The organism is Micromonospora sp. DH13 (assembly GCF_020873825.1).
Classification (GTDB): Bacteria; Actinomycetota; Actinomycetes; order Mycobacteriales; family Micromonosporaceae; genus Micromonospora; species Micromonospora haikouensis.
Map to the genome: position 1 here is coordinate 78,122 of NZ_JAHWGR010000019.1, position 22,833 is coordinate 100,954.

Genomic DNA, 22,833 nt, shown 5'->3' on the forward strand with positions numbered 1-22,833 from the left:
ACCAGGTGTCGGCGGTCCCTGCCGGGGTGCGACTGCCTGCCGCACCCCGGGCACGGACGGCGCCGGGCTGGGGTCAGGCGGAGACCGTGAGCACCAGCTTTCCGGCAGCGTGACCGGTCTCCACGGCCGCTACCGCCTCCGCGCTCTGCTCGAAGGCGAACACGCGCGTGACGTGCGGGTCGACGGTGCCGTCCACCATCAGCGCGGCGACGGTCTCCAGCGACGCCCGGTCGAGGCGGCGGGGCAGGAACTCGCCGCCCAGTTCGCGCACGGTGTCGTCGGCGGCCGACAGCACCGTCCCGGGGCCCGTCATCAGCGCGGAGGTCCCGGTGTGGCTGCCAGGAGATCCCGGCGGCCACACCGGGCCGTCCGCGCCGCTCAGGCGGCGGGTGGCGACGAGATCAGACGCCGTGGTACGCGGCGTCGGACCGGCACGTCACATCGGGTTCCAGCCGTCGGTGCCGGCCAGGTACCTCTGCGGCGTGTAGGTGGCGGCCTGCGAGTCGCTGAGCTGGGGGCGGTTGCTGTTCACGGCCGCGCCCGAGCCGGTGTTGCGGTATTCGAGGAAGCGGGCGTTCTGCCAGGTGGCGTCGCCCATGTTGGTCCAGGGCTGGGCGTTCTTGATCGTGTTGCTGAGCGTGGACTCGCGGTAGAGCACCTGGGCGCCCTGGCGCCAGGGGCGGCCGAGGTTGGTGTTGTTGCTGCCGGCGCCGGTGATGGTGGACCGGTAGAACAGGAAGCCGTAGGTCTTGGCGGCGTCGGTGCTGGCGGCGGTGATGGTGCCGCCGGTGGAGCGCTTCTCGTGGATCGTGCTGGCGTTGAAGACGATGGTGCCGCCGCCGAAGATGAAGTCGGTGGTGCCCTCGACGTAGGAGCTGACCACGTAGGCGCGGGTGCGGTCGTTGACCAGGAAGGTGTCCTGGTCGCCGAGGAGCCGCACGTTGCGCAGCACCGCCCGGTCGGCGTTGAGGTGCAGGGCGACGGCCTGGTCGCCGGTCTCGTAGGTGTTCTCGTCGTAGTCGTTGGAGATGGTCAGGTTCTCCGCGACGAAGTTCGCACCGTCGACGAACATGCTGGCGCTGCCGGAGGTGCCGCTGGTGTGGGCGGAGTTGTTGTAGACGATCGTGGTGTTCGACGGGGACGAGCCGAGGCCCTGCAGGGTGATGTGGGGTTTGTTCGACGGCACCCGCACCACCTGCCGGTAGGTGCCCGGTTTGATCGTGATCACCCGGCGGGTCGTGTTGTTCGCCGGCACCGCGTCGATCGCCTCCTGGACGGTGCGGTACGTGCCGCTGCCGTCCGAGGCGACCGTCGGTGTGCCACTCGACGGCGGGGTCGTGGTGGGTGGGGTGGTGGGGGTGCTGCCCGTCGGGTTGAATCGCCACTGCATTCGGGCGGTGTCGGAGCAGGGTTCCTGGATGATGGGGTTGTTGCCTGCGGTGGAGCCGTCCTTGTTGGATGCGCAGAGGTTGTTGTGGTTGCTGCGGATCAGGTAGCGGTCGGCGACGGTGGAGGGGCTGAGGGTCCAGGTCTGGTTGGTGCTGGTTCCGCAGGTCCACTGCCAGAGTTGTTCGCCGGGGGTGGTGGAGAAGTTGGGTGCGTCGACGCACTTGCCGCTGTTGACGTTGACCAGGCCGTAGGCGCCGTTCTGCGACACCGCCCGGAACTGCTGCGAGGACGCGGTCGGGTCACAGGCCACCTGGACGAGCCGCACGCCGTTGTCCGCACCGGCGCCGGTCACCACCACGCACTTCCCGCTGGAACCGCTGGCCAGGGTGTAGGTACCACCGGCGACCGGGGCGGCGGCGCCGGCGGGGTCGACGAGCGCCACGACGGCGACCGGGACGGCGACGGCCGTGGCGGCGATCGTGGACAGGACGCCCAGCTGGCGTCCCGGAAGTGAACTCTTCAACATTCTTGATCCTCGATATCTTCGCGGTATGGCTGAGGGGGTGGGGCGTGGGGCCGGCCGGTGCCGTGGACCGCTGCCGGCCCCACGCCGGCCGTTGCCGCTACTGGCCGATGGCCGCCTGCGGCCCGGCGTACGTCCGGAGCATGCTGGGCACCTCGGACGCCGGGTGCAGGGTGTACGAGTAGAAGCTCGACGGGGTGAACGCGGAGCCGCCGGTCTCCCGCTGCCCGGTGCAGCTGACGCAGATGCTGCCGGTCTGGCGCAGCTGTGCGTTGTCGTCCCGGTAGTACGGGTCCTTGACGTTCTCGTAGTAGCTGTTCTCGATCACCATCTTGGTGTAGCCGCGCGAGTAGTTGCCGTAGCCGCGGATGTTCTGCATGTAGTTGTTGTAGAAGTGCGCGTACGCCACGTTGTCGGTGCTCGGGTTGCGCACGTTGTTGTCGTGGATCCAGTTGTGGTGGATGGTCATTCGGGCGGTGACGTTGGTGGTCCAGCCGATGCCGAACGCCTTGTTGCCCTCGGCGATGACGTTCCACGACACGGTCAGGTTCGTGGTGTCCTTACGGCTGTCGATGAGGCCGTCGTTCATCCGCACGATCTGGTTGTGGTCGATCCAGATCTTGTTCGCGGTGTCCATCTGGATGCCGTCGTAGTCGAAGTCCTTGTCGTCCGGGTCGTCCGAGGCCACCCGGGTGTCGCGGATGGTCAGGTTCCGGATGATCACGTTGCTGGTGCCCTCGCTGAGGTGGAACCCGCCGTTGACGATCTGGCCGTTCCGGCCCACGCCGATGATCGTCTTGTTCGACCTGATCGGGATCTCCTTGCCGTACGGGCTCACGGCGATCGCCGCGTTGACCCGGATGACGTACGCCGCGCTGGAGCTGGCGTACCTCTCCAGGTCGGCCTGGTTGGTCACGGTGACCGTGGTGCCGCCCGCACCGCCGGTGGTGCCGGCCGCGCCGGCGAACCCGTCCGGCGAGTTCGAGTACGGCACGCTGCTCGGCGGGGTCGTGGTGGGTGGGGTGGTGGGGGTGCTGCCCGTCGGGTTGAATCGCCACTGCATTCGGGCGGTGTCGGAGCAGGGTTCCTGGATGATGGGGTTGTTGCCTGCGGTGGAGCCGTCCTTGTTGGATGCGCAGAGGTTGTTGTGGTTGCTGCGGATCAGGTAGCGGTCGGCGACGGTGGAGGGGCTGAGGGTCCAGGTCTGGTTGGTGCTGGTTCCGCAGGTCCACTGCCAGAGTTGTTCGCCGGGGGTGGTGGAGAAGTTGGGTGCGTCGACGCACTTGCCGCTGTTGACGTTGACCAGGCCGTAGGCGCCGTTCTGCGACACCGCCCGGAACTGCTGGTCGGCCGCCGTGCTGTCGCACTGCACCTGGGCCAGTCTGGCCCCGTTGTCGGTGCCGGCGCCGGTCACCACCACGCACTTCCCGCTGGAACCGCTGGCCAGGGTGTACGTCCCGCCGTTGACCGGGGCCACCGCCGCACCCGCCGGCGTCACCAGGGCGACGATCGCCGCGGGTGCCGCCAGCGCCGCGGCGGCGGCTGACGAAGCGATGGCGATGCGTCGCCCGGAGAATCTGGTTCTGGACATTCTCTTCCTTCTCATTGGCCGTGAATCGGGATCGCCGAGTTCGACCGTCCGGCCTGGCGGGGTGCCCGGTGTCCATGCCTCCGCCACGAAGATGGCAGCCGGCATGGCCCCGCCGGATACGGCCGAGGAGTCGATTTCTGGGCATGCGGGACACCGGTGTGTGCCGACGAAAGGTGGCATTCAACGGTGCCCGTTGCCCTGGTGTCGTTGTTCGCTGCCCATGCGAACGGCGACCAGGGTGGGTCTTGCCTGCACCCATCCCGGGGACGGGTGACGCTGCCGGCTCCGGCGCGTGCCCGAACAGCTAAACACATGTCGACAAGCGGCACCACGTGTCGGTTCGGTAAATCCTCGGTGTCGATTTCGGCGCTGGTTCAGGATTCGGGAAACTGCCTGCTCGTGAGCTGCCCCGACCTGCGCGAACAGCGCCATTCGAAAATCTTCTCCGGTTTGTGTTATCTGCTTTCCCGTCACGCGTCGCAGCGTTTTTCCATGGCGCGACGCAGCTACCCGGGTAGCTGACAACTGGACCGGAAGACCGCGCTCTGCACGCCGCCGCCCGGGTGTGCCGTGCCGCCTACGCAGTTCGGTTGCCCACCGGTCAGCCGGTCAGGTCGGCGCCGATGCCTTCCCTGGTGCTCAGGAACGAGGTGCGGGGCAGTCCGCCGTCGGGGGCGCGTCGCCCTTCCGCCACCGCCGGATCGACCGAGCGTAGGGACGAGTCGCGCCACTCGCCACGGTCCCAGGAGTTTCCTTCGCCGGAGACGTCCGGGCCGATCCGGGCCGGTTGTTGTCCGTTGGCGGCGGAGAGGTTGTCGACGGCCGTGCCCCGGCCGCCGCTGAGATCGAATCCGTCTCCGCCGTTGCGATAGGCGGTGTTGTCGGCCAGGGAGAGTCGGCCCGTGTTGGCTTCGGCACCGAAGCCGTCGCCGCGATTGTCCCAGGCGGCGTTGTTCCGTACCCGGTGCGCCGCCGACGGCGTGGTCTCACCGCCGCCGAGGGAGAAGCCGAAACCGTTGCTGGACCAGCCCTCGGCGTTCCACCGGTTCTGGCCGTTGCCGTAGGACCAGTTGTCCTCGATCGTGATCGGGCTGCGGAAGGCGCCGAAGTCGAAGCCGTCGTCGGCGTTGTGGAAGGCCCGGTTGCCCCGGACCACGTTGCCACCGCCGTCGCCGAACTTGACGCCCAGCCCGATGCCGGCGCTACCGGCGGCGCGGGGGTCGTAGTTGCGGTAGAAGTCGCTGTCGAGCACCTGGTTGCCGGTCGTCCCCGGGTCCCTGAGGGTCAGGCCCGAGCGGTGGTTGTCGTGCACGGACAGCCGTCGGAACGTGGTGAACCGACAGGAGTTGCAGGTCCACGCGTGGCTGCGGGAGCCGCGTACCTCCAGATCCTGGACGGTCCAGAAGCTGGTGCGCTGGGTCACCGCCTGCTTGCCGGAGGGCACGCCGGCCGCATCCAGGATCGCGTGCTCGCCGGAGTACCCGCTCAGGACGATCTGTTGCGCGCGGGTGCCGTCGGTGTCGATCTCCACCGGCCGGGTGAGCCGGTGGACGCCGCCGCGCAGGGCGATGGTCTGGCCGGGCCGGACCACCTCGACCGCCCGGTTCAGCGTCGCGAACGGCCGCTGCCGGCTGCCGTCGGCGGCGTCGTCGCCGTCGGGCGCGACGAAGATGTCCGCGACGGTCACGCCGGTCACCGGCGCGGGCCCCGGTGCGGCCGAACTCGCCCGTACGGTCGGGGACGGGCTGCCCGACGCCCGGGACGGCGGGGCGCCTGCCGGTGACGGGGCGGCCGGGGCGGCCACGGCGGGCACCGGGCCGGGGTCGGGCGTCACGTGGACCGCGTACGCGATGGCCCCGAGGACCAGCGCCGCCGCCGCGGTCCCCGCCAGGGCCAGTTTGTGCGACGTGAGCTGCGGCGCCGGCCCGTGGGCCGGCAGCCCCGGCTCCGCCTCGACGGCGGCCCGGACCGCCGCGACGAGCGCCGCCGGCACCGGCACGACGGACAGGCCGTGGAGCAGCCGCTCCGGTGGGATCAGCTCCGCCCGGTGGGCTGCGCAGCGGACGCAGTCACGGACGTGCCTGTCGAACCTCTTGCGCCACACGGGGGAGCGTTCGCCGGTCCATGTCCGGCTCAGGGCCGACAGCTCCGCACAGCCCGAGCGCTGCCGCAGCGCGGCCTCGATCGCCCTGGCGGACTCCAACCGGCCGCGCATGCGCTGCAGCCGTACCGCCAGGTGCGGCTCGCCGATCCCCAGCATGTCGGCCAGGCCCGCCCGGCTCAGGTCGCCGAGGGCCTCCTGCCACCACGACGCGAGCAGGTGCTGGTCGTCGGGTGCCAGCCAGCGGGATGCCTCGACCAGCTCGCGGCGCTGCCCGCTGAGCAGCGCCTCGAACACGGTGCGTTCGGCGACGTCACCGGCGTCGGGAAGCTGGTCCGGCTCGACGAACGGATCCCGCGGCATCGGTCGCCGCCGCAGCTCGTCGCTCACCTGGCGGTAGGCGATGATGGTGAGCCAGGCGCGGAAGCGGTCGGGCTCACGCAGGTCCGGCAGGCCCCGGACCATGCGGATCATGCAGTCCTGCACCACGTCGTCGACCTCGGCGCGGTCGCCCAGGATGCCCCTGACGAGGTGGTAGACGGTCGGCAGCGACCTCGTCGTCAACTCGGCGAGCGCCGCCCGGTCGCCGGCCCGGGCCGCCAGGACCAGCCCGGTCCCGTTCCGCGAATCCACGGGACGCTGGTCGGGACGGTGCTGGGCCATGACAACTCCTGGTGCCGAGGATCGGAACTCTGCGCGGAACCCGGCGAGGCGGCGGGTGGCGTCCCTGCACACCCGCCCGGCGGCCTCGCGCGTCGGTGTCAGCCGAACGTTTCGGGACCGCCAGGCGGCACCCTCGTCCGGGTTCGGCACGTGGCGAAGATCGTCGCCCGGTCCACCGCTGCGGTCAACCGTCGGCTGCCGCCGCGGACCGCTGGCACCGGCGGCACAGCCCCGCCGGGACCGTCAGCTCCGGTCGGCCGGGGGGCGGGGGGAACCCGCGCCGACCACCCGCAACCGATTGACTGTCATCGCTGGCCGGGTGAGGATGGCGGGATCAGGGGCCGTCATCGCCCGTCTTCCTCGCCCGATCGGGAGGAGGTGTCGAGCATGGAGCGTTACGAGGACCTCGAAGGATCCGCCGTCGGTCTGATCAACGCCGTCATCAACTGACCCGCCGGTCACCAACCGGGCGGGCGCCGGCTGTGCCATCGTCGCGTGTCCGCCCTCCGGCACCGCACCAACCGTCCGGGGCGGGAGGAATGCAATGGCCGACATCGCCTGGCGGGATCCGGCGGCGTTGCCGCTGCGTCCGCTCATCGACCTGACCGCCGATCCCGCGGTCCCGCCGGCCCTGGTCGCCGAGACGGCACTGTTCTGTGCCGGCCGGTCCGACCCGTGCGGCTGGTTGCCCGCACACTCGCCGCCCGCCGGCCTGCGCCGCACGATGCGTCGCTCCGGTCTGCTCGACGCGATGGACACCCTCGTCGCGCCGCCCGAGGTCCGGGAGCGGCTCGAAGCGGACGACCCCGCCGGTCTCCTGTGGGCGGCCCGACTGATGCGCGCGCTGGGCCGCCGGGAGGACGCCACGCAACTACTGCGGCGCCTCGGTGGTGACGTGCCGTCCCCGGTGCGCGCCTGGCGGGATCTCCTGCTCGCCGAGGACGGCCGGCAACCGCTTCCCCCGGTGCCGCCCGAGTCGGCGGGCCTGCCGGTCCGCCTCGCCACCGCACTGGCCCGGGCCGGGCAGGCCGCGACGGGCGGGCAGCCGGCCGCCGAGGCGCTCGCCGTGGCGGAGTCCCTGGCCGTCGGCCTGGCCGGCGACCGGCTCGGCGTGGTCGCCCGGGCCCGGATCCTCGCCGTGCGGCTGCGCTGCCCGGGCGAGCCGGTGCCCGAGGCCGACAGGGTCCGCGCCGCCGTCCGCGACCTGTCGACGGACCGGGGCGACTTCCTTGCGCGCGACGCCGCGCTGGCGTTGCTGCGGGCCGCCGCCCGCGCCGCCCTGAACGGGGCCGGCGCGACCGACGCCGGGCCGGCGCGGGAGTTCGCCGACGCCGCCCTCGACCTCGACCCGACCGGCGCGGCGACCCGGCTCCTCGCGGCGGACGCGGCCCGCGCGGCGGGCGACCGGGAGGCGGCCCGCATCCACTACCGGGTGGCGGCCCGGACCGGGCTGGCGGAGCGGACCGCGGCGCTGGCCGGACTGCTCGACCTGGTGGCCCCCAACCCGGCCGTCGAGGACAGCGGGCCGACCCCTCCAGCAGACCCCGGCGGTCCCACTGCGCCAGCCGACCCCGGCGAGCTGGTGGGGGCGCTGGCCGATCTGCTCACCTCGGATAGCCGCGAGGAGCGGGACCGGTTGGCGGTTCTCGTGGCGCGGCGCCCCTCGTTGGGTGGCACGGTCTGCGCCGACACGGTGCGGTGGGCGGGTGCGGTGCGGGAGCCGGCGGGTGCAGTGCCGGAGCCGGCGGCGGGGGCGCGTCCGCTCCCACTCGAACGCTACCGGCCGTTTCTCGACCTGAGTCCGAGCGAGATCCTCGACCCGGTCGACACCCCGCCGGTCGCCATCCACACGCCACTGATGTCCTACGCCGCCGTGCTCGAGCGTCGCGAGCCGTGGTTCCGGGAGATCCACCCGCAGCGGGCGACGGCCGCCATGTTCCGCGACGAGATGCAGGCGACGGCCGCGGTGTACGGGTATGCCTCCGGCGGCGCCTCGGCCGACTACCGCACCTGGCTGGCGGCGCCCGACGGCTGCCCACCCGAGCTGCGGGAGCGGCTGGCCAACCCGGCGGACCTGCCGCTGCTGGACCGGGCGCTGCTGGGCCGGCTGCTGTCCGCCGTGGGCTTCCACGCCGAGGCCGAGCGGATCCTCCCCGGGCCGGACGTGCCGGTGCGCGACCCCGTGGGCGCGTACGCTCTGGCCAGCTGGATCTTCGCCGAGCAGATGCTCACCACGGGGCACGCGGCCGAGCTGGAGCCGCACTTCCGCACGTTGTACGACCAGCTCGGCGACGACGTCCGGTACGCCCGTACGAGGGTGGTCACCACCATCAACGCCACGGTCAACGCGGCCCGGCGTCGGGAGCCCGAGACCATTGCCCGCTGGCGCAAGCTCGGCGCGGAGGACCTGGCCCGGTACACGGCACTGCCCGAGGTGTCGGAGTTCGACGCCGCGATCATGACCAGCAGATGGTTCCGGGCCATGGGGTTCCTGCCGTTCCTCACCGGCGACCGGGACCTGCTGCGCGCGGACATGGACCGGTGGCTCGGCATCGCCCGGGAGCTGACCGGGCACGACGCGCACACCCGGGTCATCGCCGCCGACAACTACTTCCCGGCCGTGGAGACCGCCGTGCGCACCCACACGTACCTCGGCGAACGCGACACCGCGCTGGCCCTGGTGGACGAGCTGGCGGAGCGGATCGACCCGATCGACCCGAAGACCTGGCTCACCGCGGGGGAGCTGCGATACCAGGCCGGCGACGTCGGCGGCGCGCTCGACGCGTACCTGCGGGCCGCGCACCTGCAGTTCCCGTACGGCCGCATCTCCTGGTTCAACGCCGGCCAGGTCCACGAGCAGCTGGGCCGGGCCGACCTGGCCGCCGAGTGCTACCGCCGGTCGCTCGCGCACTGGCCGACCGGGGTGACGCCGCTGCGCCGGCTGCGCGACCTGCACCTGCACGGCCGGCTGCCCGACGACGGGGGAGTGCTGGCGGCCTGGGCCGCGGGCCAACCGGCATGGTCACAGCTGCCCGCGTTCCAGGGGTGAGTCGGTTGGGGGTGCCGCCCTACGGGGCACAGCGCGAACTGCTGCTGCTGAGCGACACCGACGAGGCCGGCCTGCCCCGGCACAACCCGATGCCCCGGGCCTGGACGCTGTGGCACGTCCGGGGCGTGGTGGACGTGCCCCGCCTGGCCGCCGCCCTGCGGGCCGTCGCGGCCGGCAACGACGTGTGGCGGGCCCGGTTCGCCCCGGGCCCCGAGCTGGTGTACGCGGCCGAGCAGCCGTTCCCGGTGACCACGGTCGACTGTGCCGACGTTCCGGCGGAGCGGCGGCTGGAGGCGGCCGGTGCGGTGCTCGGCGGCGTGGTGTACGCGCCCATCGACCTGCGCCGCGATCCGCTGGCCGGCGCCTGCCTGGTGCGGCTGGCGCCGGACGACCACGCGCTCGCCCTCGTGGTGGACCACGGCTTCGCCGATCACGCGACGCACACCCGGTTCGTGCGCCGCGCGGCGGCGGCGTACGAGAATCCGCAGCGCACACTGCCGCCACTGCCCTCGTTCTTCGCGCACGCGGCCGACGCCGCTGCCGATCCGCGGCGGGCGGCGTCCCGGGAGTTCTGGGCGGAGGCGATGAACCGGGAGGTCCCCGCCGTCGCCTTCCCCGGCGGGCGCTGGAAGCCGTGGCGGGACACCACCGCGACCGCCGCCTGGCCGATGCGGCTGGGCGACGACACCGCAGGCGCCATCCGGCGGGGCCGGCAGCTCACCGGCGCGACGGGCTCCGGCCTGCTCCTGGCGGCCCTGTCGTTCCTGCTGGGGCTCTGGGCCGAGACGCACGTCCCGGTGCTGTACGCGCGGGGCGGCCGGTGGACGCGGGAGAGCCTGGAGGTTCCCGGCGCGCTGCACGAGGCGGTGGTGAGCGTGCCGCCGGACGACGTCGCGGCCCCCTCGCTCGCCGGCTGGGTCCGTGGCCTCGCCGCTGCCAACGCCGCCGCGCCGCCCCTGCTCGGCCAGTGGCTGACCGACTTCGGTGGCATCGAGGCCCTGCGCGAACGGCGTCGCCTCGTGCTCAACGTGGTGGCGGCGGAGCGCACCCACCCGCTCGGCTCCGCCACGATCGGCCCGGCGGGCCGCCTGTTGCGCGGCGCCGTGCGCCCGCCCGCCGGCCGGCGCGGGTTCCCCGCCCACAACGCGTTGCACCTGGCGGTCACGTGGTCGGCCGAGCGGCCCGAGCTGACCGTCCACCACGACCCCGAGGTGCTGCCGGCCGCGGAGCCGGTGGGCGCGGCTCTGGTCTGGTTCTTCGAACTGCTCGCGGAGCGGCCCGACATCGACGCCGACCGGGCCGCCGACCTGCTGCGGGCGACGTGGCTGCGGGCGGCCGACGCCCCGGCCACGGCCGCGCCGACCTGACGTGGCGCACCACCGTGGCGGGCTGCTCCGGCAGCACGACTTCCGGTCCCTGTGGCTCGGGGCGGTCGCGAGCCAGTTCGGCGCCCGGATGGCCCTGGTGGCGCTGCCGTTGGTGGCGGTCGGCCCGATGCACGCCTCCGCGTGGCAGGTGGGTCTGGTCGGCACGCTGGGCACGGTCGCGTTCCTGGTCGTCGGCCTGCCCGCCGGCGCGGTCGTCGACCGGGTGCGGCAGCGGCGGCTGCTCATCGGCACCGACCTGGGACGGGCCGCGCTCGTCGCCTCGCTGGCCGTGCCGGCGGCGCCGGGCGGGGTGGCGCTCGGCCAGTTGTACGTCGTCGTCCTCGGCGTCGGGGTGCTCACGGTGTTCTTCGACGTCGCCCACCAGAGTTACCTCCCGCGGGTGGTGCGGCCCGAGGAACTGGTCGAGGGCAACGCCCGGCTGAGCACCACCCTCGCGGTGGCGCAGGTCGCGGGCCCCGCGCTGGCGGGACTGGCCGTCGAGCTGGCCGGCACCGGACCCGCCGTCCTGCTCATCGCGGCGGGGTTCGCCGGGTCCGCCGCGTACCTGGCCCGGATCCGCGCGGCCGACCTGCGGCCGGCCACCCCCGGCCGGTCTCCGCTCGCCGGGCAGATCCGGGAGGGCGTGGCGTACGTGCTGCGCCACCCGGTGCTGCGCGTGCTGGCGCTGGCCGGCGGCGCGTACAACATGTTCGCCCTGGTGTTGCAGACGATGGTGCCGGTGCGACTGGTCAGCGAGCTGGGCGCGTCCCCGGCGGCGGCCAGCGCGTACTTCAGCGCGGGCGGGGCCGGCGGGATCCTCGGCGCGGTGGTGGCCCGCCGCCTGGCCCAGCGGCTCGGGAAGTATCGATCGGCCTGGCTCTGCCTCCTCGTCACCGCGCCGTTCGCGCTGCTCACCCCCCTGATCGACAGCGCCGGCCGGATCTGGTTGGCGGCGGGCGGCTACCTGCTGCTGTGGGCGGGCGCGACGGCCTCGAACGTGGCCCAGGTCAGCCTGCGTCAGCGGCTGTGCCCGCCCGAACTGCTCGGCCGGATGAACGCCACCATGCGGTTCCTGCTCGGCGGGGCGATGCCGCTGGGCGCGCTGCTGGGCACCGTGCTGGGGGCCGCCGCCGACGCCCGGGTGGCCCTGTGGGTGGGAGCGGTCGGCCTGTTGCTGTCCTGCCTGCCGCTGCTGCGCCTGGGCGTCCCGGCCGACCGGCAGCCCGGGTAGGCAGCCGATCGCGGGAGCCGGGGGCGGACGCCCCACCCTGACGATCCGCGCCCGGTGTGGTCACAGCCCAGCTGCGGTGTCGTACCGGCGGCGCAGGTCGGCCATCTCCTTGGCGCCCAGCGCCTCCTCCTGCGCCAACGTCGCGTACTTGGCCGGGAACATCTGCCGCAGCCGGTCGATGAACCTGACGCCCTCTGTCGCCTCGACGACCTGGATGCCCAGGGGGTCGGTGGACATGTCCATGATCAAGGGCCCGGCCAGCTTGACCGCGACGTCCCAGGGACGCTTCTGCTCGGCGATTCCGCAGAGGTGGAAGCCGTAGACCTTCTGGACGTCGGCGAGCGTCGTGGCCTCGGCCGGCTCGTAGCCGTAGACGCGGACCCCGCAGATCACCGGCGGCTTCTCCTCGGTGGCTCCCTGTTGGGCGGTGTGTCCGGCGTGGTTGTGCTGCCCCGGGTCCGCCTGTTCGAGCGTGGTGCGCATCCGCGCCACGATCTGCGCCTGCAGATCCGCCGGCTCCGCCTCCTGGCCGACGGCCCGGTTGAGGACGACCACGCCGGCCGCCACCGCCAGCAGGATCACCGCCACCCACACCAGGCGGTGGCGATACCACCCCGCGAACCTGTCTCGGGAAACCATGATCGCTTCTCACCTCGTCGCTGGTCCTGCCCGGGGACATGTGTGGCGGGCGGGAGCGTCCGCCCGGTATGGGCCCTCCATCGGGGCGATGGCCCGGCGAGGTGGCAGGCGAGCGTCCGCCGAAGCGGCGTCCTGCCGGCACTGCGCTGCTCCCGTGCTGGCCGTGCTCAGCGCGGTTGCCCCCGCGCTGCGGCGATATGAGCTATTCCAACACGTCTGGATCGGCTCTGGCAATATCGACGGGCGTCGGTGTGGGCTCGCTGGGCGGTGCCGGTGATCGGTCAGAAGGCGCGCAGGTCCACCGCGAGGCCGTCGGGACCGGTGTGGCTGACCGCGACCCAGTCCGCTCCGGCTCCGGCGAGCCACCCCGGATAACGGCCGAGCTGACGGCCGGTGCGAGCCTCGTACACGAGCACGATCGGCCGGTCGTCCTCCGCCGCGCTCACCGCCACCAGCCCCTCGGTCACCGCCGACCGCCAGCTCGCCGACGCGCCCGACAGCAGCGGATCCGGCGCCGTCCAGCGGGTCACGCCGGTGGACAGGTCCAGCAACGCCAGCTCACCCGCCTCGGCGTTGCCCCGCACCAGCACCGACTGGTGGTCACCGTCGATCGGCACCCCGACGGCGGCGCCCTTCCAGACCGTCCGACCGGTGCGCAGGTCGACCAGTTGCGGCCGCCCGTCGGCGGTGACCGCGACGAGCCGGGTGCCGGCCCCGATCAGGGTCAGCCCGCTGTGGTGGTGGGCCAACCGCTTGCCGCACTCGCCGTCCTCCTTGCGTCCGCTGAAGACCACGCCGGACCAGCCCTTGTCGCCGGTGGCCGCGTCGACGGTGGCGATGCTGACCGTGCAACGCCGTTCACCCCGCGCAGGGTCGTTGTCGGTGGTCACCAGCAGGTCCCCGGCCACGAAGCCGTACCAGGCCCGGTTCGGCAGCCGACCGGCGCCGACCCGACCGGTGGTGGGCGCGACCGGAGCGTAGGTGGCCGACCGGGGGGACGTGCTCAGCCGCACCGCGACGTACCGGCCGCTGGCCGGCGCATACGGCGTGCGGGCACCGAGGGTCACGTCGCTCACCCTGGCGAACCGGTCGGCGGGCCGTTCCCAGAGCTGGCGACCGCTCGGCACGTCCCGGCCGACGATCGTGCACGTCGCGGAATCGCCGGTGCCGGCGCACTCCCTGGCGAAGACGGTCTGCTCGTGGACGACGACGTCCTGGCTCCCCGCCGTCCGCCACCGGGTGACGCCGGTGGCCGCGTCGAGCGCCTCCATGCCGCCGTCGTCGCTGTCGGCGGCCACGATCGACTCACCGGCGATCACGTACTGGTAGCCCGTGGTGAACGGATGACGCCACCGCTCCTGGCCGGTGGCGCGGTCCACGGCCCGCAGCTCCCTCGAGTCGGGGACCAGGATCACCGGACCGATCTCGCCCAGCTCCTGGTCGAGCCGCCGGAGCGGCACCGACCAGGCGGGCGGCGGGCCCTCGGCGGGCGCCGTGACCCTCTGCCGCAGGCTCTCCTGGGTCTGCTCGACCCGCACGGATGGCCGATCCGTCCGCTCGGCCCGGGGCGCGGTGCAGCCGAGGAGCCCCGCGACCAGGCCCAGGGCGAGGGCGGCGGCACTCCAACGGGCTGGGCGGTGCGACGGCGACAACGGTCTCTCCCTCGGTCGGCGGTCCGCGCCCACCGTAGGACCCGCCGGCACCCTCGCGCCCGGCCCGTCGGTGGTGCGACCAACCGGTCAGTCAGGGTGGCGCGGCTGCCGTGTCAGTACACGTAGGGCCAGGCCGCCGCGTCGTAGCCGAGGCGGTTGATGCCGAGCAGCGAGACGCCGTTGTCGGCGTAGTAGTGGTAGAACAGGCAGTCGCCGTCGCTGTCGCCGAGGATCGCCTGGTGGCCGGGGCCATGGATGCTGCCGTGCGAGGCGAGGATCTCGGTGCCCCCACCCGAGAGCATGGCGCGTCCGGCCCGGTCGACGAACGGCCCGGTCGGGCTCGCCGACCTGCCCACCATGACGCGGTAGGTGCTGCTGGCGCCCTGACAGCAGCGGTCGAACGAGACGTACAGGTAATACCAGGCGCCACGCTTGACCATGACGGGCGCCTCGATGCCGGGACCGTAGCTGGCGAGGCTGTGCATCGACGTGCCGAGGCGGCGTCCGGTGGCCGGGTCGATCTGGATCAGCTTGATCCCGGACCAGAACGAACCGAAGCTCAGCCACCAGCGGCCCTGGTCGTCGACGATGAGGTTCGGGTCGATCGCGTTGAAGTCGTCCGACGTGCGCGACTCGATGACGAGACCCTCGTTGGTCCAGCTTCCGGACGCGCCGGTGGTGCTGGTGGCCAGGAAGATGGCCGAGTGGTTGGAGCCGAAGGTCGACGCCGAGTAGTAGAGGTAGTAGCGGCCGTTGCGGTACGACAGGTCCGGCGCCCACAGATTGCGTGCGCCGCCGGTGTAGGTGGTGGTCCAGGGGGCGCCACCGGGGAAGACCGTGCCAGCGTTCCGGAAGGTGATCCGGTCCGTCGAGGTCTTCAGGGCGATGTTGTCCCCGGTGTGGGCGACGAGGTAGGTGCCGTCGGGCCGCTTGACCACGGTCGGGTCGTGGACGCCGACGTCCCCGGCGACCCTGCCGGGCTGCGGGTAGGCCGGTGGCGTGGTCGGCGTGCCGCCGGCCAGGCGCACCAGTTGCCACTGCTGGTTGGCGCCGTCCACGTTGGAGTATCCGGCCAACCGGCCCCCGTCGGCCGTCGACCACTCCCACAGGTCGATCACCTTGCTCGACTGCCGGTTGACGAACCGCACGAACCCGCCGGCGGAGTCCTGCAACCGGAACTGCTGGGTGGCGGAGCCCCGGTCGGTGGTCTGCACCAACTGGGTGCCGTCGGCGGCGTTCGGCAACTCCAGCACCTTCCCGCTGTGCCGCGAGCGCACCTTGAAGAAGCCGTCACCGGCGTCGACGAACTGCCACTGCTGCACCGCGAGGTCGTTGCGCGTCCACTGGTTCACCGGCGCGTTCTCCGCCGTCGACCAGTCGTAGAGGTCCATCGCCTTGCCGCTGTGCCGGTTCACGAACACGTACGACGCCGACGTGTCCACCGTCGCCGCCGAGGCCGACGGCAGGCCGAACACCGCAGTGCCCGCGAGCATCGCCGCCGCCGCGCCGATGGCCAACCCGACCCGCCGTCCCTGCCGCCGCGGGGCCACCCCCGGCAGCGAGTTCCACCTGGTCATCGAGGCATCCTCCGAGTGGTCGACGGGCCCGGGTCGCCTCGGACGCCCGCGCGAGCAAGACGCGGGGGCCGGGCTCGTACGCGGAAGGTCCCGCGCGCCGGCGGGATCAGCAGCTGCGCGGCTGCCAGGTCACCTTCGTGACGTACATGGGGACGTACAGGTCCCCGTCGCCGCCCGGGAGAACGCAGATCGTGCCGGTGAGGGGCGTGCCGAGATACGTGTAGGACCAGGTGATCTCGGCCTTCTTCGAGGTGTAGTTGTAGAAGTTGAACGCCGGGACGTTGCCGGACCACTCGCTGTTGGTCGTCAGGGACGGAGTCGACGTGGGGCCCTCCGGCGGGTGGTTCCAGTTCGGCCAGATGCAGAGCATGCCCTGCGGGCAGTTCCCGGCCCCCCAGCCCTCGGTCGACATCTGGGAGGGGGCGGCCGCGGCGGCGGGGGCGGTGGCCAGCACGCCTGCGACGGACACGGCGGCGGCGATGGATTTCCACAGCATGGCCCACCTGCTTCGAGAGAAATCAATCGATGGGCATCAAAGTTATCGCCGAAAAGTTGAGTGGTCAAGCAGGTGGGATCGCGCCGCCGTAGGTGATCGTGCCGGCTGCGGTCGAGGGTGTCGGTGGCGGCGGCGCGGGGCGTCCGAGCCCGGCCCGCGCCGCCGCTACCTGATCCGGTCGCCCGGTGCGCCTAACCCGGCAGCCAGGCCCGGAAGTACCAGCCGTCGTACTGGCTGTCGGGCAGCGTGCGGTATTCGCAACTGTTGCTTACCTCGCCCCAGTAGCTGGCCTGGATGCGGTAGGCCTCGCACTCTTCGTACGTCGTGAAATAGCCGTTCCAGTCGAATGGCACGGCCAGGGCCGGAGTCGGCTGTGCCGTGAAGCTGACGGCTGCCGCGGCGGTGGCGACAACCGCGAGGCGGGTGAGCCGGCGGCGGAGCGGTTGAGGCATGAGGGTTCCTTCCGGAGCGGCGACTGACTGCTCGCCTACCGTAGATCCAGCACCGCCGATCTGATGATCCGCCGATCGGGTGGGCCGGCCACGACTGTCGGGAACCCTCAGTCGCGGTCGCGCTCGATCCGGAAGCCGAGCTTGATCAGCAGACGGATGGTCCCGTCGATGAGCTCCCGGTCGTACGACTTGTCGTCGTCGTCCAGCTCCTCGTAGGCCACCAGGTTCGGGTGGGTCTTCTTCTCGTCGTCGCGGGTCTCGCCGTGCCTCCACCCGTCCGCGAGCCGCTTCGCGGCCCAGATGTCGTGCGCCTGGCGGGAGAGCGTCTCCCGTTCGTCGCGCACCGACTGCGGCAACTCGATCCCGCTGGTGTCAATCGGCTGCGGCTGCCACACCGGATGCCCCCTCGTCTGCCGCGTCGGTGCGCGGCGGTCGCGGCCAGTGCGCCGAGACTAACCGGCTGACGACGGCGAACGCCCGCTCCGCCGCCGCCTCCCGGACCGCATCCTCCGCGCCGGGCGGCGCGACCCCGGCGACCGCGCTGAAGTGACTGATCCGCCCGTACGTCCGGAAGTCCTCCAACTGTTCGACCGTGTCGACCGACAGCACGCCCACCGCCACCGCGTCCGGCCAGGCCTCCAGCACCGGGGCGAAGGCGGGCGCCTGCGGCCCGTGCACCACCTCGTCGCCGACGGCCAGGGTGCCCCGCACCACCGACGGCAGCCCCTCCGCCGAGGCCGCGACCCCGGGGTCGGTCGGATAGTCCCGGTCCAGGCTGGGCACGAACGAGCTGTCCACGCTGAACCGGTGGAAGCCGCAGATCCGGTCGGCGACCACCACGTCGGCCGGCACCACGGCCGACGCGGTGCCGAGCAGGACGACGTGCTCCGGCCCGAACGCCTCGACGGCCGCCCGCAGCGCCTCCCGGCCGCCGTCCGCGCCGGCCCGGCAGAGCACCAACTGGTAGCCGCTGCCCTCCGGGCGGGCCACGGTGCCGCCGAGCCAGCCGAAGCGGTTCGGGTGCTCGGCCGTGCCGACCACCGGGGACGGGTCGCGCAGCGTGCGGGCCGCCGCCGCGTACTCCGTCGGGCCGGTCGCGAGCACGACCACGTCCACGTCGGGCGCCATCCGCCCGCCGGACACGGTGACCTCGATGCGGGGCCGGTGCCGCCGGTCGGTCAGGTCGGTCAGCGCCCGGTCCACGTCGTCGACGACGCGCCGTACCCGCGCCGCGTCGTCCAGGTGCATGATCGAGGTGCCCTGGATCGGGACCGAGGCGCCGGCGCCGTGGTCGAGGAAGTACGGCAGGACCCGCATGCGCCGCTGACCGCTCAACTCCAGCGCGATGTCCATCTCCTTCCTGCACCACGTGCTGCTCAGGTAGTGCCGGCTCACCAGCGGCACGAAGATCCGGCACTCGCCGACCTTGGCGAGCAGGCGGTGCTCCCACGCCTTGCCGCGCGGCAGATCGCTGTTGAACAGGTAGTGGAAGTGCTCGACGTTGCGCAGGTCGAGCTCCTGCGCGATGAGCTGCGCGAGGTCGTTGTCGCCCTGGGCGCTGCTCAGGAAGACGGGGCCCTGGTCGCGGCCGAGGCTCCAGACGTACCGGCGGGCCTCCTCCAGGCCGGCGAACTGGAGGCGGGGCATCTGCAGCCGGCCGATCTCCCGGCTCAGCTCCGGCAGCAGGCCGTCCATGTCGGACCACCAGATGGCGTGCCGGTTGACCGCGCTGGACGCCTGCAGGGCGTGGCTGACCGCGAGCCGGGGCAGTTGCCGGGCCGCGTGGTCGTCGGCGCGGTGGCACACCAGCCGGACCGTCGGCACCCCACGGGCCTGCAGGAACGGCAGCACCCAGGTCGGCGTCCGCGGGTCCAGGACGTCGAGGAGGACGAAGTCGTACCGGTCCAGCAGTGTCGCCGCGCCCGCGGCGTCGACCTCGTCCCGTAGCAGCGCCTCGGAGATGTTCTCCACCTGCCAGCCGGCCTGCGAGATGAGCCGGCGCAGCTCCGGTGCGGCCTCCGCGTACTCGCGGGTCGGCGGGAGCATCAGCGCAGCCGCACCCAGCGGCCGGTCCACCTCGTCGGCGTGCTCCCGGGCGCGGGCCACCAACTCGTCGAGCGCCTCCAGGGGCATCCGGTAGGCGGCGAGCCGGTTGCGGTTGAACGGACGGGCCACGTCCGCGCCGATGAAATGGCGAGCCGGAATGTTGATCTCGGGAATCACGAGCCTCGGCCGATTAGCCAGCACCGCCATCCCGTACTCGTGCACGGCGAACGGCGAGCAGCGGTATTGTGGCTGGTTTTCCCGACGGGTGACGACGGCGACGAAACACGCGGTCCGTCGCATCATCAACTCAAGGTGCATCGTGGACAAAGTCGCCGAACGCGGGTCGACGGCGAGAGCGAACCGCTCGGAGAGCGCCTCCAGAAAGAAGTCGGTGACCCGCCGGTCCAGCACGTCGTAGCTGTGGCTGAAGTAGGCCGCCGGCCGCTCGTCCAGCATCTCTGCGCTCCTCTTCAGGCCACTATCCGACAGCACGCTCAATATCAACGACCACCACTGCCGGAGTTATGCTCAGGTTAACCGCCGCGCTCACACTCAACGAACGCGTTGATTTCCTGATCAAGGAGCGGCACCGTGCCCGACAGTCAGCCGAACGTCGAGATCCTCTCCGAGGATGTGCTTCTCACCACCGCCATCTTCACCATCCGACAGGCCAGACTCCGTTATCGCCGCTTCGGCGCGGACCGTTCGTTGTCGAACAAGTGGAGCGAGAAGATCACCCGCGTCAACGCCGACCGGGGCGACTCCGCCGCGGCGGTCATTGTGGACACCTCGCGCGACGAGATCGTCCTCGTCGAGCAGTTCCGTTACCCGACCCTCGGCCACGGGTCGGGGTGGTTGGTCGAGCTCGTCGCCGGAATGGTCCGCGCCGACGAAGAGCCGGAGTCCGCCATCCGCCGCGAGATCCGGGAGGAGATCGGCTACGACGTCCGTGCCCTCGACCCGATCGCCACGATCTATCCCTCGCCCGGCGGATCGTCGGAGCGCGTCACCATCTTCCACGGGGAGGTCGACGACAGCCTGCGGGTCGGCGAGGGCGGCGGCCGCGCCGACGAGGCGGAGGACATCGCCCGCCGCACGGTGCCGCTCGCCGACCTTCCGGCACTGCTCGACAGTGGCACGATCCGCGACGCGAAGACCCTGGCCGGGCTTCTCTGGCTGCACCTGAAGCGGTCCCGACGATGACGCCCCTGCTGCTCGGCGTCACCGGCGTGCTGGTGTCGATCGGCATCCTGCTGCAGATCCTGTTCTCCGACCCGCGGCGCGCTGGCCGACAGGCCGCGATGCAGCTGCCGTCGGTGCTGCTCTACGCGGTCGCGGTCGCACTGCTGATGTTCTCGATCTTCCCCGATTCGTACGCCGACGGCCGCGCCCTCGGTTTCAGCATCGGCGGCGCGGCGGCGTTCGTGCTCGCCTTCATCACCCTCTCCTTCCAGTGGCTGGCCCGCGCCGGCATCCGCGACGAGCTCGAAGCCGAGGTCCGCCGCGCCAGGGAGGAGGTCGAGCAGCTGAAGCTGCGGCTCACCATCGTGGAGACCGCGCAGAAGCCGCAGCGCCTGCAACGCACCACCCGGACCCTCGCGTTCGTCCGGCAGGACCGCCGGCACCGGCTCGGCATCATCACCGGCAACATCGCCAACGTCACCGGCGTCGACGTCTGGGTGAACGCCGAGAACACCCAGATGGAGATGGCCCGCCCGACGGAGCCGACCATCTCCGGCACGATCCGCTACCGGGGCGGCCGGCGTGACGCGGCCGGCACCCTGGTCGACGACCTCATCTACACCGAGCTGCGCGAGGTGGCACGGCGTACCCCGGTCGCCCCCGCCACGGTCTTCACCACCACGTCCGGGGCGCTCGCCGACGACAACGGCGTCAAGCGGGTCCTGCACGTCGCCTCGGTGGACGGCTCACCGGGCACCGGCTACCGGCAGGTCGCCGACGTCGGCGGCTGCATGCGCAACGTGCTGGCCGAGCTGGACCGGCTCAACGCCGCCGGCGAGCAGCTGCGCACGGTCGTCCTGCCGCTGCTCGGCACCGGCAACGGCGGTGGTGACCCGGAGCGGACCGCCCAGATCATGGTCGAGGCCGCGCTGGACTACTTCCGGGCGCACCCCGCCTCCCGGGTGCGCACCGTCTACCTGCTCGCCTTCACCGACCTGGAGGAGCAGATCGTCCGCCTGGTGCTGGCCGAGCACGGCGACATCAGCAGTCTCGAGCGGGAATGACCGCGCTCGCCGACGCGGTCGAGGCGCTCGCGAGAGCCGGTCCCGCCGGCGTCCTCTTCTGGACCGGGGCCGGTGTCTCCCGGGGCGCGCCGAGCTGCCTGCCCACCGGCTGGCAGCTCACCGAGCGCACCTTCTCGGCGCTGTTCCGGCCGTTCACCCTGGAGACCGTCCTCGCGTACCACGAACTGCTGGGTTGGCGGCGCGGCGCCATCTGCCCGACCGAGCCGGTGCGGACCCGGCCGCCCCGGCTGGAGACCGCACTCGGCGCGGGCTCCCAGCAGAGCCCCGACCTGGTCGGGGAGGTCCTCGCCGACCTGCGGGACGCCCGGCCCAACCCGGTGCACGAGTTCCTCGCCGCCCACCTGGACGCGGGCGGGCGGCAGCTCACCGCCAACTTCGACCTGTGCGTCGAGCGTGCCTTCCACGAACGGCGCGGGCGGCCGCCGTGCCCGGGGCAGATCCACCACTTCCACCACGCCCTCGCCGACGGGACGGATCCGGCCCGCCTGGGTGCCACCCTCGCGCACATCGAACGCGGCTTCGACGACGCCGACCGGGCGGCGTTCGTCGAACGCCTGCGGGGACCGGCCCGCCGGATCGTCGTCGTCGGCTACAGCGGCAGCGACTTCTTCGACGTGGACGTGGCGGTCGCCGGCCTCCCGCCGGGCGCGCTGGACGGGCGGACCGTCCACTGGGTCAACCACTCGTCCTGCGCCTGGCACCGGCCGGTCCCGCAGCCGCCCACCGCCGTGTTCGGGGTCGAGGCCGGCAACCCGGACGGCACCCTGCCCGCCCTGGCCGGGCACCTGCGCAGGGCGGGCGCCACCGTCGAGTTCCTCTGCGGTCCGACCACCGAACTCCTCGACGGGCTCGCCTCCCGATGGGGGTTCGACCCGGTGCCGCCGCCGGTCCTGCGGCCACCCCGCCCTGTCGGCACCGCCGTCGACGACCGACGCCGGCTGGCCGCCACCTTCCTGTTCTTCCGCGCGGTCGGTCTCGTCCCCGAGGTCCGCCGGCTGCTCCCGGCGGAGCCGGCCGTCTCCGCCGAGGAGCTTGCCCTGTCCCGATCCGACCTGATGTGGGAGGAGGGTCGGTACGCCGACCTGCGCCGCTGGTGGCGGCGGCAGTCACCGTCGCCGCGTCGCACCGAACGGATCGGGGCGACGCTGTGGGTGCAGGGTCGGCTGCTGCCCGCGTACGCGTGGTTGACGTGGCACCGGCGGCGCACCTCGGACGCCGGGGACCTGCGGCTGATCGCCGAGACCGAGGCCCGGGTGATCGAGCACATGGGGCTGGTGCCCGACCTGCGGTGGCTGGGCCGCCCCCTGGGCCGCAGGGTCGCCCGCTGGTTGCCGACGCCCAGCCAGCAGGACGGGCTGCACGTCTTCCGGCGACTCGCCGACGTCCACGGCAGCCTGAAGTACGCCACGGCAGCCGCGCCGCGACCGGAGTCCGAGGCGGCCGAGACGCAGGAGTGGTTCCTGGAGGCCGGCAACGTGCACGCCGCCCTCTCCTTCCAGCACCGGCGGCTGCGGGACAACCACCGTGCCGGGACACCCGTCGCCGAGTTGGGCCGGCGCTACCGCGACCAGCAGCGCCGGGCCGAGATCCTCGGCTCGACGGCGGCGTCCTGGCGGGTGCTCCTGCTCCCGCGCGCCGGGCAGGTGTTCACCCTGCGCGAGGCGGTCGTCGGCTGCGCCGCCGTGCAGTTCGGCGCCTGGCACCGGGTGCGCCTGCTGGGTCGCCTCCTGCTCGACCGGGCCCGGTCCCGGGGCCGGGCCTAGGGCGCGCCCGCGAGGCGACGGGAGGCG

The 22,833-nt window shown here is 72.7% G+C and carries 19 protein-coding genes; 8 read left to right on the top strand and 11 right to left on the bottom strand.

The features are described 5' to 3' along the window. Positions 1-73 precede the first annotated feature (73 nt). The 3 genes from LPA42_RS19125 to LPA42_RS19135 all read right to left on the bottom strand — a co-directional run bounded on the left by LPA42_RS19125 (position 74) and on the right by LPA42_RS19135 (position 3,503). Positions 74-313 (bottom strand): zinc-binding dehydrogenase, encoded by a 240-nt coding sequence (locus LPA42_RS19125; protein WP_077939628.1) that lies wholly within the window; start codon positions 311-313, stop codon positions 74-76. Positions 314-436: 123 nt separating this feature from the next. Then, positions 437-1,915 carry a pectinesterase family protein gene (locus LPA42_RS19130; RefSeq protein WP_077939629.1) on the bottom strand — a complete coding sequence of 493 codons (1,479 nt, stop codon included), beginning with the start codon at positions 1,913-1,915 and terminating at the stop codon, positions 437-439. A 97-nt stretch (positions 1,916-2,012) separates the two neighbouring features. Beyond that, positions 2,013-3,503, bottom strand: coding sequence for an RICIN domain-containing protein (locus LPA42_RS19135; RefSeq protein ID WP_077939630.1), 1,491 nt, complete (start codon positions 3,501-3,503; stop codon positions 2,013-2,015). A gap of 186 nt (positions 3,504-3,689) precedes the next feature. On the opposite strand from LPA42_RS19135, the gene LPA42_RS19140 reads away from it, so the two are divergent. Beyond that, positions 3,690-4,025, top strand: coding sequence for a hypothetical protein (locus LPA42_RS19140; protein WP_144082776.1), 336 nt, complete (start codon positions 3,690-3,692; stop codon positions 4,023-4,025). 79 nt (positions 4,026-4,104) lie between these two features. On the opposite strand, the gene LPA42_RS19145 is transcribed toward LPA42_RS19140, so the two are convergent. Next, on the bottom strand, positions 4,105-6,267 hold the full coding sequence (locus LPA42_RS19145; protein ID WP_077939631.1) for a sigma-70 family RNA polymerase sigma factor: 2,163 nt from the start codon (positions 6,265-6,267) through the stop codon (positions 4,105-4,107). A gap of 150 nt (positions 6,268-6,417) precedes the next feature. Here LPA42_RS19145 and LPA42_RS19150 point away from each other — a divergent pair, with 150 nt between their 5' ends. From LPA42_RS19150 to LPA42_RS19165, 4 genes are all read left to right on the top strand, one after another. Further along, positions 6,418-6,717 carry a hypothetical protein gene (locus LPA42_RS19150; protein ID WP_144082777.1) on the top strand — a complete coding sequence of 100 codons (300 nt, stop codon included), beginning with the start codon at positions 6,418-6,420 and terminating at the stop codon, positions 6,715-6,717. 94 nt (positions 6,718-6,811) lie between these two features. After that, positions 6,812-9,316 (top strand): tetratricopeptide repeat protein, encoded by a 2,505-nt coding sequence (locus tag LPA42_RS19155; RefSeq protein ID WP_158229483.1) that lies wholly within the window; start codon positions 6,812-6,814, stop codon positions 9,314-9,316. After that, entirely contained in the window at positions 9,313-10,683 is a 1,371-nt protein-coding gene (locus LPA42_RS19160) for a condensation domain-containing protein (protein ID WP_158229484.1), read from the top strand. Before LPA42_RS19155 ends, LPA42_RS19160 begins: the two co-directional genes overlap by 4 nt. Before the next feature lies 1 nt (position 10,684). Further along, positions 10,685-11,914 (top strand): MFS transporter, encoded by a 1,230-nt coding sequence (locus LPA42_RS19165; RefSeq protein WP_077939633.1) that lies wholly within the window; start codon positions 10,685-10,687, stop codon positions 11,912-11,914. A 60-nt stretch (positions 11,915-11,974) separates the two neighbouring features. Here the strand turns inward: LPA42_RS19165 and LPA42_RS19170 are convergent, their stop codons facing one another. The 7 genes from LPA42_RS19170 to LPA42_RS19200 all read right to left on the bottom strand — a co-directional run bounded on the left by LPA42_RS19170 (position 11,975) and on the right by LPA42_RS19200 (position 19,232). Continuing rightward, complete coding sequence (locus tag LPA42_RS19170; RefSeq protein ID WP_077939634.1) at positions 11,975-12,553, bottom strand: hypothetical protein; 579 nt, start codon at positions 12,551-12,553, stop codon at positions 11,975-11,977. A gap of 281 nt (positions 12,554-12,834) precedes the next feature. Then, a complete protein-coding gene (locus LPA42_RS19175; protein ID WP_158229485.1) occupies positions 12,835-14,205 on the bottom strand; it encodes a PQQ-binding-like beta-propeller repeat protein in 1,371 nt (456 codons plus the stop codon). Positions 14,206-14,318: 113 nt separating this feature from the next. After that, positions 14,319-15,782 carry a family 43 glycosylhydrolase gene (locus LPA42_RS19180; RefSeq protein WP_077939636.1) on the bottom strand — a complete coding sequence of 488 codons (1,464 nt, stop codon included), beginning with the start codon at positions 15,780-15,782 and terminating at the stop codon, positions 14,319-14,321. Between the two features lie 106 nt (positions 15,783-15,888). Further along, positions 15,889-16,278, bottom strand: a complete 390-nt coding sequence (locus LPA42_RS19185; RefSeq protein WP_077939637.1) for a hypothetical protein — start codon at positions 16,276-16,278, stop codon at positions 15,889-15,891. A 191-nt stretch (positions 16,279-16,469) separates the two neighbouring features. Next, complete coding sequence (locus tag LPA42_RS19190) at positions 16,470-16,730, bottom strand: hypothetical protein (protein ID WP_077939638.1); 261 nt, start codon at positions 16,728-16,730, stop codon at positions 16,470-16,472. Between the two features lie 107 nt (positions 16,731-16,837). Then, positions 16,838-17,125, bottom strand: coding sequence for a RyR domain-containing protein (locus tag LPA42_RS19195; protein WP_077939639.1), 288 nt, complete (start codon positions 17,123-17,125; stop codon positions 16,838-16,840). Continuing rightward, positions 17,103-19,232: a TIR domain-containing protein gene (locus LPA42_RS19200; protein ID WP_077939640.1), complete on the bottom strand. Its 2,130-nt coding sequence runs from the start codon at positions 19,230-19,232 to the stop codon at positions 17,103-17,105. The genes LPA42_RS19195 and LPA42_RS19200 overlap by 23 nt, the downstream gene beginning before the upstream one ends. Positions 19,233-19,367: 135 nt before the next feature. Between LPA42_RS19200 and LPA42_RS19205 the strand changes: the two genes are divergently transcribed. Genes LPA42_RS19205 through LPA42_RS19215 form a run of 3 tightly spaced genes read left to right on the top strand, consistent with a single transcriptional unit; the run spans position 19,368 to position 22,806 of the window. After that, positions 19,368-19,979, top strand: coding sequence for an NUDIX domain-containing protein (locus tag LPA42_RS19205; protein WP_077939641.1), 612 nt, complete (start codon positions 19,368-19,370; stop codon positions 19,977-19,979). Then, the gene (locus tag LPA42_RS19210) at positions 19,976-21,022 is read left to right on the top strand and encodes a macro domain-containing protein (RefSeq protein WP_077939642.1); all 1,047 of its coding nucleotides are present in this window, start codon (positions 19,976-19,978) and stop codon (positions 21,020-21,022) included. Before LPA42_RS19205 ends, LPA42_RS19210 begins: the two co-directional genes overlap by 4 nt. Then, the gene (locus tag LPA42_RS19215) at positions 21,019-22,806 is read left to right on the top strand and encodes a hypothetical protein (RefSeq protein WP_077939643.1); all 1,788 of its coding nucleotides are present in this window, start codon (positions 21,019-21,021) and stop codon (positions 22,804-22,806) included. The genes LPA42_RS19210 and LPA42_RS19215 overlap by 4 nt, the downstream gene beginning before the upstream one ends. Positions 22,807-22,833: the final 27 nt, after the last annotated feature.